This is a genomic window from Novosphingobium sp., assembly GCF_027489515.1.
Lineage (GTDB): Bacteria > Pseudomonadota > Alphaproteobacteria > Sphingomonadales > Sphingomonadaceae > Novosphingobium.
In genome coordinates this window covers 1-10,281 of sequence record NZ_JAIXZS010000082.1, presented here as the reverse complement: position 1 = coordinate 10,281, position 10,281 = coordinate 1, and the positions used below count along the sequence as shown (strand labels likewise).

8 protein-coding genes and 1 pseudogene are annotated in these 10,281 nt (G+C 65.0%); 8 read left to right on the top strand and 1 reads right to left on the bottom strand.

Annotated features, from left to right (window positions below; translation table 11 throughout):
• Nucleotides 1-748: 748 nt before the first annotated feature.
• The 8 genes from Q0082_RS14120 (at nucleotide 749) to Q0082_RS14085 (ending at nucleotide 10,080) form a co-directional block, all read left to right on the top strand.
• Nucleotides 749-1,633: an N-acetylmuramoyl-L-alanine amidase gene (locus Q0082_RS14120; RefSeq protein WP_298193744.1), complete on the top strand. Its 885-nt coding sequence runs from the start codon at nucleotides 749-751 to the stop codon at nucleotides 1,631-1,633.
• Between the two features lie 178 nt (nucleotides 1,634-1,811).
• Nucleotides 1,812-4,343: a transglycosylase domain-containing protein gene (locus tag Q0082_RS14115; RefSeq protein WP_298193743.1), complete on the top strand. Its 2,532-nt coding sequence runs from the start codon at nucleotides 1,812-1,814 to the stop codon at nucleotides 4,341-4,343.
• 55 nt (nucleotides 4,344-4,398) lie between these two features.
• The gene (locus tag Q0082_RS14110; protein ID WP_298193741.1) at nucleotides 4,399-4,941 is read left to right on the top strand and encodes a peroxiredoxin; all 543 of its coding nucleotides are present in this window, start codon (nucleotides 4,399-4,401) and stop codon (nucleotides 4,939-4,941) included.
• Between the two features lie 124 nt (nucleotides 4,942-5,065).
• Nucleotides 5,066-6,193 (top strand): peptide chain release factor 2, encoded by a 1,128-nt coding sequence (gene prfB / locus Q0082_RS14105; protein ID WP_298193739.1) that lies wholly within the window; start codon nucleotides 5,066-5,068, stop codon nucleotides 6,191-6,193.
• Nucleotides 6,190-6,939, top strand: coding sequence for a class I SAM-dependent methyltransferase (locus tag Q0082_RS14100; RefSeq protein ID WP_298193737.1), 750 nt, complete (start codon nucleotides 6,190-6,192; stop codon nucleotides 6,937-6,939). The genes prfB and Q0082_RS14100 overlap by 4 nt, the downstream gene beginning before the upstream one ends.
• Nucleotides 6,940-6,948: 9 nt before the next feature.
• Nucleotides 6,949-8,358 (top strand): nitronate monooxygenase, encoded by a 1,410-nt coding sequence (locus tag Q0082_RS14095; protein WP_298193734.1) that lies wholly within the window; start codon nucleotides 6,949-6,951, stop codon nucleotides 8,356-8,358.
• A 4-nt stretch (nucleotides 8,359-8,362) separates the two neighbouring features.
• Complete coding sequence (locus Q0082_RS14090; RefSeq protein ID WP_298193733.1) at nucleotides 8,363-9,070, top strand: alpha/beta hydrolase; 708 nt, start codon at nucleotides 8,363-8,365, stop codon at nucleotides 9,068-9,070.
• Nucleotides 9,071-9,273: 203 nt separating this feature from the next.
• Entirely contained in the window at nucleotides 9,274-10,080 is an 807-nt protein-coding gene (locus tag Q0082_RS14085; RefSeq protein WP_298193729.1) for a DUF5694 domain-containing protein, read from the top strand.
• A 98-nt stretch (nucleotides 10,081-10,178) separates the two neighbouring features.
• Here the strand turns inward: Q0082_RS14085 and Q0082_RS14080 are convergent.
• Nucleotides 10,179-10,281, bottom strand: a pseudogene (locus Q0082_RS14080) (IS5/IS1182 family transposase); the annotation flags it as partial.

Here is a 10,281-nt window from a genome sequence, read left to right as displayed (position 1 = left end):
CTTGATCTGCTTGTGATCGGCAGATTCAAAATCGAACTCTTCAATCCGGTTGCCATTGAGCACCGCCACCCGGGTTTCTTCCTGGTGGCGCGCATCGATCAGCATGCGCGTGGTCATTACAAAGTCTCCAGCCGCGCAGCCGCGGGGGTGAACCCGGGTTCTGGGCGCGGTTCAATGTGAAAGCGCGATAGCCCTCTTGGCCGGGCCTGGCAGATGCCGGGGCCGGAGCGGGGCGTTTCGCGAATGCGGATTTGCCGGTTCGCAGCGCGGAAAGGGCCGCTATAGCGGTCCCCAGGCGCTCGCCGCCCGGCGGCGGTTGGTGCGTGTCTGTCTTGCGGATGGTCCGTGGCGACTGGCACGGACCGATGCCCGCCAAGCCCGCACGGACCCCTGAGGGGCTCCTCGGCTCGAACGGTGCACGGATTTCCATCAAGACATCAACCTCTGGCGCGAACGGGGCGCATTCATGGTGTCGCCCTATCGCTTGTACTTCAGGACCGGGCCAAAAAAGCCAGCCAGGACAACGCCATGTTCCGATCAAATGCCACGCGGAACAACGCGCCGCATCGCGTTTCGGGGCGGAGCCGAGGCCACTATCGGGCCCGTTCCAGAATGCCACTGCTAGCACCGGATTTGACAACCAGCAATTAAAACCATGACAGGGAGGCTGCGGACCGATGTCACCTTGCGGCGTTGTGCAGCAATTCCGCTGGACCGGCGCGCTCCCGCCATTGCATAGGCTGACGTCATGACAAGGCGGGCGCTGATTGCGGTGGGTCTGGGGGCCGCACTGGCCGTGATGACGGCCGCCGCGATCCTGTTGGCGCTGGCGCAGTGGGCGCCGGTCAGCCGTCCGCCGTATACCGTGCGCATCAATCTGCCCGATCGCACTGCCGCAATCGGCCTGCCCCGGATCGAGGGCCCTGCCGATGCGAGCCGGCCGCTGGTGGTGATCGACGCCGGACACGGCGGGCACGATCCCGGCGCGAGCGGGCAGCGCGGCGAGCGCGAAAAGATGATCACGCTGAGCCTTGCGCTGGCGCTGCGCGAGGCCTTGCTCGCGGACGGGCGCGTGCGAGTGGCGCTGACGCGCGATAGCGACCGGTTCCTCGCGCTGGAGGAACGTTCGGGGATAGCGCGGCGCCTGAGGGCCGATCTCTTCGTGTCGATCCACGCCGATGCCTCGGAATCGCCCGATGCGACTGGGGCGACGGTCTACACGCTTTCGGATCGCGGTTCTGATGCGGTGGCCGATGCCGTGGCGCGGCGGGAAAACCGTGCCGACATGGTGAACGGTGTGGAACTGGGCGACAAATCGGACGCGGTCACCGCGATCCTCGTCAGCCTTTCGCAGCGCGAGATGCGCGAGCGGTCGAAAGCCTTTGCGCAGCTCGTCCTGCGCGAAGGAGAGGGCAAGGTGCGCTTCCACACCGATCCCGACCGCGAGGCGGCGTTCGTTGTGCTGAAGTCGCTCGATCTGCCATCGGCGCTGATCGAGGCCGGCTACATCAGCAGCCCGGACGACGCGCGCGCGCTGGGCAATCCGGGCTGGCGCAAGGGGTTTGGCGCAGCGCTGGCTTCGGCAATCGAGATCTATCTGGCCCGGACGACGGTGGCGACGGCGGTTCCCTGATTTCCGGGAGGGTGGTGCTTGCAGCAAAGCAGAGCCCCGGATCAAGTCCGGGGTGACGAAGCAGGAGAGCAAGGCGTCCCAAGGCCAGCATCCTTCTCCTCCGGATTGACCCGTGGCCCGGCCTGATGTTCGCGGCCACTGGCATTCCCGCGAAAGGCCATGCTAAGGCGCTGCGCAAATGGCGAACGACCCTGGACTTCCCGAACCCGACGGCACTTCCGTGCGCTGGCGCATCCAGCGCAATGCGGCGGGTATTCTGGGCCGGGCGAGCGAGCTTTGGCGCGGGTCGGTCTGGGTGCGCCGCGCAGGCTATGCGCTGGGCGTGCTGGTGCTGCTCTATGCGATTGTGTGGGTCACGGTGATCCGCACGCTGCCTTCGGCGGACAAGCTGCTGACCTACCAGCCGCCGCTGCCGACGATGGTGCGCGGCAATGATGGCGAGATAGTCTCCAGTTACGCGCGCGAGCGGCGGGTACAGCTGCGCTATGTCGATTTTCCCGAGCCACTGATCCACGCCTTCCTCGCCGCCGAGGACAAGTCGTTTTTCAGCCATGGCGGTGTTGATTTTACCGGCCTTGTCGGTGCGATGGTGGACTATACGCTGAAGCTGGGCTCGGGCGAGCGGGCGCGCGGCGGCTCCACGATCACCCAGCAGGTCGCCAAGAACATCCTGATCGGCAACGAGTATTCGGTGACGCGCAAGCTCAAGGAAATGATCCTGGCGCGGCGCATCGAGAGCGTGCTGACCAAGCAGCAGATCCTCGAGCTCTATCTCAACGAGATTCCGCTCGGGCGGCAGAGCTTTGGGGTGCAGGCTGCGGCGCGCGCCTATTTCGACAAGGACGTGGGCGACCTCAAGCTGCAGGAAGTCGCCTTCCTCGCGATCCTCCCCAAGGCGCCGGAGACTTACGGCCGGGCCAAGTTTGCCGACAAGGCGCTCGAACGCCGCGCCTATGTGCTCGACCAGATGGTCAAGAACGGCTGGGCGACCCCGGGCGAGGCTGCCGAGGCCAAGGCGCAGCCGCTCGGTCTCGTGCCGCGCCGCGCGGAAAACTATACTGCAGATGCGGGCTATTTCCTTGAGGAGGTGCGGCGGCAGCTGATCGACAAGTTCGGCGAGAATGCCGACAACGGGCCCAACAGCGTTTATGCGGGCGGCCTGTGGGTGCGCACTTCGCTCGATACCGAGCTGCAGACAGCGGCGCAGACCTCCATGCGCACGGGCCTGCTTCGGTTCAGCGGCGGGCGGGCTTGGAACGGGCCGATCGCGCGGCTCGATGTTTCGGGCAACTGGCAGACCGAACTGATCACCAGCAACCTTGCGATCCGCTATCAGGACTGGCGGATCGGCGTGGTGCTTGAACGGCGCGGGAATGATGGCCGGATCGGGTTTGCCGATGGCAGCACCGGGCCGCTCTGGGCGATGCCGCAGGCAATGAAGCCCGGTGACGTGATCGCGGCGGCGCCTGCGGGCGGCGGATGGGCCGTGCGGGTGGTCCCCGAAGTTTCGGGCGGCATGGTGGTGGAGGAGCCCTTCAGCGGGCGTGTGCTGGCGATGCAGGGCGGGTTTGACGCGCGGCTCGGCTCGTTCAACCGCGCGACGCAGGCGGTGCGCCAGCCGGGATCGACGATCAAGCCGTTCGTCTATGCGACCGCGCTCGACAACGGAATGACGCCGGCCTCGATGGTGCTCGATGGCACGTTCTGCGTCTATCAGGGCGCGGCATTGGGGCAGAAGTGCTTCCGCAACTTCGGCGGCGAGGGGGGATCCGGCAGCCACACGATGCGCTGGGGCCTTGAACAATCGCGCAACCTGATGACGGTGCGCATCGCCAACGATACTGGCATGGACAAGGTCGTCCGCACGATCAAGGCGATGGGAATCGGCGATTACCAGCCCTATCTCTCGATGGCGCTGGGGGCGGGCGATACGACGGCGTCGAAGATGGCCAATGCCTATGCGGCGCTGGCGAACCATGGCCGCCAGCACGAGCAGACGCTGATCGACTATGTGCAGAACCGCGATGGCAAGGTGATCTGGAAGGCCGACCGGCGGGATTGCAGCGGCTGCAACATGGCGCAGTGGGACGGCCGGCCGATGCCGCGGATGAAGCCGACCGGCAAGCAGGTGATGGACCCGCGCACTGCGTATCAGGTGGTGCACATGCTCGAAGGCGTAGTCGTGCGCGGCACCGCGCTGACGCTTGCCGACCTCAAGTTGCCGCTGTTCGGCAAGACGGGGACGACCTCGGGCCCGACCAACGTTTGGTTTGCCGGCGGCTCGCCCGATATCGTGGGTGCGCTCTATCTCGGCTATGACCAGCCGCGCAGCCTTGGCGGCTATGCGCAGGGCGGGCGGATTGCCGCACCGATCTTCAAGGAATTCGTGCAGCTGACCCGGAAGCGCTGGAGCGATGCGCCCTTCACCGTGCCGGAAGGTATCCGCATGGTGAAGATCGACCGGGTGAGCGGACGGCAAGTGTTCGGCGGGACGCCGGAGGACCATGTGCGGCAGGCCTCGGTCATCTGGGAAGCCTTCAAACCCAACAGCGAGCCGACGCGCACCTTCCGGCCCGAGGATCAGACGCTCAAGGACGCGGTGCTCGAGGCGATCCGCAAGGCGCGCGCCGCGAAGGGCGGCGATGCCGGCGGCGAGGACGTGCCGGTGGAGGAAGGCGACTTCGTCGAGGACAAGGGCGGTATCTACTAGCGCCTGCACCATTTGCCGGTTTCCGCATCGGATACTTGCTGGTAGGCTTGCCAGCATGATCAAACATGTCCTTGCTGCTACTGCGGCTCTCGCCCTCCTTGTCCCCGCTGCCGCCAATGCTGAGTTGACGCAGGGCGCGATTGCACCCGACTTCACCACGATGGGCGCGCTTGCGGGCAAGCCGATGAAGGTGAACCTCAAGGCGTTGCTCGCCAAGGGGCCGGTCGTGCTCTACTTCTACCCCAAGGCTTTCACGCAGGGCTGCACCATGGAAGCCCATGCCTTTGCTGAAGCGACAGCGGATTTCGCCAAGGTGGGCGCAACCGTGCTCGGCATGTCGAACGACGATCTGCCGACGCTGCAGAAGTTTTCCACTGCCGAGTGCCGCGACAAGTTCACGGTGGCTGCCGCCACCAAGGACGTGATCAAGGCCTACGACGTCTCGCTCAAGGTTGCCGGCGTTTCGAGCGGCCTGACCAAGCGCACCAGTTATGTGATCGCGAAGAACGGCAAGATCGTGATGGTCCATTCGGACATGGATTATCGCGATCACGTGAAGCTCACGCTCGAGGCGGTGCAGAAGCTCAAGAAGGGCTGAGCGAAACCCGCCGCTTCCCCAGCGCCCCTTTACAAGGCGCGCGGCTTCGTTAAGCGGCTTCGGTTCTGAAGCCACGCCGCTGCATGCAGCGGTTGGGCTACCGCAATCTGGAGTGAGAAGCGTCATGCGTGCCGAAGGGCAGGCCCATATCGACCGCATCGAGGCCGCACTGCGGCTGGTGCGCAAGTTCCTCGACTGGGACCGTGCGGTACGCCGGCTCGACGAACTCAACGCGCGGGTCGAGGATCCCAAGCTGTGGGATGACCCCAAGGCGGCCGAGGCGGTCATGCGCGAGCGTCGGCGGCTGGAAGCCTCGATCGGCGCGGTGAACGAGATCAGCGCCGAGATGGCCGATGCGATCGAGTTCATCGAACTCGGCGAAGCCGAGGACGACGACGCCACAGTGGCCGAGGGCCTTGCGACGCTTTCGGCGCTCGCCGAACGGGCGGATGCGGACAAGGTCCAGGCGCTGCTGGCGGGCGAGGCGGACGGGTATAACGCGTTCCTCGAAGTCCACGCGGGCGCGGGTGGGACCGAGAGTCAGGACTGGGCCGAAATGCTCCAGCGCATGTACACGCGCTGGGCGGAGCGGCACGGGTTCAAGGTCGACCTGCTTGATTATCATGCGGGCGAAGCGGCGGGGATCAAGTCGGCAACGCTGCTGATCAAGGGCGAGAACGCCTACGGTTATGCCAAGACCGAGAGCGGGGTGCACCGGCTGGTGCGGATCAGCCCTTATGACAGCTCGGCGCGGCGGCACACCTCGTTCAGCTCGGTCTGGGTCTATCCCGAGATCGACGACAACATCGAGATCGAGATCAATCCGGCCGACCTCAAGATCGATACTTACCGCGCATCGGGCGCGGGCGGGCAGCACGTGAACACGACCGATTCGGCGGTGCGCATCACCCACGTGCCCTCGGGCATCATCGTGGCGAGCCAGATCGACCGTTCGCAGCACAAGAACCGCGCGACCGCGATGGGGATGCTGAAGGCGCGGCTTTACGAGGCCGAGCTTGCCAAGCGCGAGGCGGCGGCAAGCGGCGAATATGCCGCCAAGACGGAGATCGGCTGGGGCCACCAGATCCGCTCCTACGTGCTGCAGCCCTATCAGCAGGTGAAGGACCTGCGCACGGGCGTGGTCAGCACCAACCCGACCGACGTGCTCGACGGCGCGCTCGATCCCTTCATGGCCGCAGCGCTGGCGCAGCGCGTGACGGGCGAGAAGGTGACCGTGGAAGACGACGATTGAGCACGCGCAGCGTCGCTGCGGCCGGGCTGCTGGCGCTGGCTGCCTGCCGCGCCGATGCCGGCGATGCCGACCGCGCCCCGGAGGATCGGGCCTTTCCGCGGGCCGACCGGCCAGTCGCCAAGGTGGTCTCGACCCAGTGGTCAACCGAGGCGCTGCGTGACAAGCAGGGCGAGGCGGCGAGCGTGATGGACGAGGCCGGGATCGCACCCGGCATGACGGTGGCCGATATCGGCGCTGGCGAGGGGTACTATACGGTGCGGCTGGCCGCGCGGGTGGGCGGAAAAGGACGGGTGCTGGCGCAGGACATCGACGATGGCGCGCTGCGGCGCCTCGGTGCGCGGATCGAGCGCGAGCAGCTCGGCAATGTCTCGATCGTGCAGGGCGCGCCCAACGATCCGCGCCTGCCGCAGCGCAGCTTCGACCGCGTATTCATGATCCACATGTACCACGAGATCGCAGAGCCGTATCCGTTCCTGTGGCGGCTGTGGCCCGCGGTGAAGCCGGGCGGATCGGTGATCGTGGTCGATGCCGACCGGCCGACCGATCAGCACGGAACGCCGGCGGTGTTGCTTTTTTGCGAATTCGAGACAGCGGGCTTTCGCTTGGCCTCGTTTCGCCGTAAGCCAGATCTGTCAGGCTATTACGCTCAGTTCGTGCCCGCCGGAAACGGGCCGCCGGAGCCGAGCCGGATGCGATCATGCCATGCCGGCAGCGGAGCCGGCGCGGGCAAGGTTGGGGGCCGCTAAGGGAAGAAGATGTCTGCGTTCAAGGGTTTGAAGCCGATCCTGTATGGCGGCCGCGAAGTGTGGCCTCTGATCGAGGGCGGCAAGGGTGTGGCTGCAACCAATCATGCCAGTTCCGGCGCCTGGGCGGCTGCGGGCGGCATCGGCACGGTCAGCGCGGTCAATGCCGACAGCTATGACGCGACCGGCAAGATCATCCCGCAGGTCTACGAGCAGCTGACCCGCAGGGAACGCCACGAGCAGCTGATCCGCTATGGCATCGACGGGGCGGTCGAGCAGGTGAAGCGCGCCTACGAGCTTGCCAGCGGCAAGGGCGCGATCAACATCAACGTGCTGTGGGAAATGGGCGGCGCGCAGCCGATCCTCGAAGGCGTGCTGGAGAAGACGCGCGGCCTTGTGGCGGGCGTGACCTGCGGCGCGGGCATGCCCTACAAACTGGCCGAAATCGCCGCGCGCTATGCGGTGAACTACCTGCCGATCGTCTCTTCCGGCCGTGCTTTCCGCGCGCTGTGGAAGCGCGCCTATCACAAGGTTCCTGAACTGCTTGGCGCAGTGGTCTATGAAGATCCGTGGCTGGCAGGCGGCCACAACGGCCTTTCCAACGCCGAAGATCCAAAGAAGCCGGAAGATCCCTATCCGCGCGTGAAAGTGCTGCGCGAGGTGATGCGGGCCGAGGGTGTTCCGGATTCGGTGCCGATCGTGATGGCGGGCGGCGTGTGGTTCCTGCGCGAGTGGGACAACTGGATCGACAACGACGAGCTTGGCAGCATCGCCTTCCAGTTCGGCACTCGGCCGCTGCTGACGCAGGAAAGCCCGATCCCGCAGGCGTGGAAGGACCACCTGCGCACGCTCAATCCGGGCGACGTGCTGCTGCATCGCTTTTCGCCGACGGGGTTCTATTCTTCCGCTGTGGTCAACCCCTTCCTGCAGGCGCTGGTTGCCCGGTCCGAACGGCAGATCCCCTATTCCAAGGTCGCCGCGGGCGAGCACACGGTTCAGCTCGACGTCGGCGTGAAGGGCAAGAACTTCTGGGTGACGCCGACGGATCGTGACCGTGCCCGCACGTGGTTTGGCGCAGGCTTCACCCATGCGCTGCGGACGCCCGATGATACCATCGTGTTTGTCACGACGGCGGAGCGTGAGGAAATCCAGCAGGACCAGAAGGACTGCATGGGCTGCCTTTCGCACTGCGGCTTCTCTTCGTGGAAGGACCACGATGACTACACCACCGGGCGCCTTGCCGATCCGCGCAGCTTCTGCATCCAGAAGACCCTGCAGGACATCGCGCACGGCGGGCCGGTCGACGAAAACCTGATGTTTGCGGGCCATTCGGCCTACCGCTTCAAGCAGGACCCGTTCTATTCCAACAACTTCACGCCCACCGTGAAGCAGCTGGTGGACCGCATCCTTACCGGGGACTGAGCGGGTGGTGGCGGATCCGGGTACGACGGGTTCCGGGGCGCCGCCGCGCTGGCGCTGGGCGCTGGAATTCCTCGCGCTGCCCAAGATCCATGCCGCTCCACTGCGCGCGCCGGTGGTGGTGCCGCCGTTCGGGCGGGGCCGGCCGGTCATCGTCATTCCGGGCATGCTCTCGTCCGACCGGGCGACCGCGCTGCTGCGCCATTCGCTCGAGAAGGCGGGGTTCGTGGTGGAGGGCTGGGGGCAGGGGATGAACACCGGCGCCCGGCCGACGGAAATCGCGCGGCTGGAAGCGCGGCTGTGCGATCTGGCTGCACGCTCGGGCGAGCCGGTGGTTCTGATCGGCTGGAGCCTCGGCGGGCTCTATGCGCGGGTGCTGGCGCAGCGTCATCCCGATGCCTGCCGGCTGGTGATGACGCTGGGTTCACCTTTCTCGGGCGACCGGCGGGCGAACAATGCCTGGCGGGTTTATGAAGCGCTCAACGACCACAAGGTCGATGCGCCGCCCTTTGCCGAGGACCCCGGAGAGAAGCCGCCGGTGCGCACGATCGCGCTATGGTCGCGCCGCGACGGGATCGTCGCGCCGCAGTGCGCGCAGGGCGAGGCGGGGCAGGCGGACCGGGTGGTGGAACTGCCCTGCAAGCACTTCGAGATGGCAAGCGCGCGCGGCGCGGTGCGTGCGGTGCTGGGGTTGCTGCGGGAGGAATTGGGGTAGGGGGCCGATGTCCGCTTCGGGCATTGCATGCGTTTGCGGCGGATGGCGGTGGCTGGGTGGTTGGTTGCCATTGCCAATGGCGCGCGCGTCGTGATTGACACTCGCTCTCGCAGCACGATACCTCAGTGAACTGATCCCCAGCGCAATCTGCGTTGTGGCGGTGAACCAAGGGCGGCGCGGTGCATCTAAGAGCAATTCTTTTCATGGCCGCGGTCGCCTTTGGCACGACGGCTAGCGCTGCGGAACCGGGCGTGGATGTCATGGTGCTGGGGGCCTACCACTTCGGCAATCCCGGCCTCGATACCAACAATATCAAGGTGGACAGCGTCCTCACGCCCGACAAACAGGCGCAGCTCGATGCCGTTGCCAAGGCTTTGCTTGTGTTCAAGCCCACGAGGGTCATGGTCGAGATGCAAAGCACTGCGCCGGATCTGGCAACGACTGCCTATGCGCAATTCAAGACGGCCGACCTCAAGTCCGATGCCAACGAGATTACGCAAATCGGCTTCAGAATTGCCAATCTTGCCGGCCTGAAAACGGTTGAAGGTATCGATGAGCAATCGGGCCCAGGCGAGCCGGACTATTATCCCTATGACAAGCTTCAGGATGCAGCAGCGAAATTTGGTCAGAACAATCTTATCGATGCTACCAACGAGCCAATAAAGAAATGGCTGAGCCAGTTCGAAAAAGATCAAAAGACCCGGACTGTGGCTGAGCTACTCATTCGGGTTAACACCGACCCGATCTACGTCGATATGTCGAGTTATTACAGTTGGCTTCTTGTTGGTGACAACGACAGTCAGGCTGGAGCCGATCTGAATGCGGCATGGTATCTGCGAAACGCCAAGATTTTTTCGAAGCTGATGCATGTTGCCAGACCCGGCGACCGTGTGTTGGTGGTCTATGGAGCGGGGCATGGATACTGGCTCAAGCACTTCGCCACCTCTGTGCCGGGATATCGCTATGTCGATCCGGTGCCTTATTTGCAGCGAGTAACCGGAACTCGCTAGGCTTTCGGATAGGACATGAGCGAGACTTGAGTGCTGCCGCGAGTCTTGCCAGCGACCTCGTATTAGTGCCCGAACAGCGCAGTATCTAGGCTCAGGACTCATTGATTGAGCCAGAAGATGACGGTTGCGGCGATGCAGATGGCGGACATGAACGTGTGGGCGCATCGGTCGTAGCGGGTATGGATGCGTCGCCAGTCCTTG

Bases quoted from the DNA above. Each gene is read 5' to 3' on its own strand.
- Q0082_RS14120 (WP_298193744.1), top strand. From the start codon at position 749: ATGACAAGGCGGGCGCTGATTGCGGTGGGTCTGGGGGCCGCACTGGCC.
- Q0082_RS14115 (WP_298193743.1), top strand. From the start codon at position 1,812: ATGGCGAACGACCCTGGACTTCCCGAACCCGACGGCACTTCCGTGCGC.
- Q0082_RS14110 (WP_298193741.1), top strand. From the start codon at position 4,399: ATGATCAAACATGTCCTTGCTGCTACTGCGGCTCTCGCCCTCCTTGTC.
- prfB (WP_298193739.1), top strand. From the start codon at position 5,066: ATGCGTGCCGAAGGGCAGGCCCATATCGACCGCATCGAGGCCGCACTG.
- Q0082_RS14095 (WP_298193734.1), top strand. From the start codon at position 6,949: ATGTCTGCGTTCAAGGGTTTGAAGCCGATCCTGTATGGCGGCCGCGAA.
- Q0082_RS14085 (WP_298193729.1), top strand. From the start codon at position 9,274: ATGGCCGCGGTCGCCTTTGGCACGACGGCTAGCGCTGCGGAACCGGGC.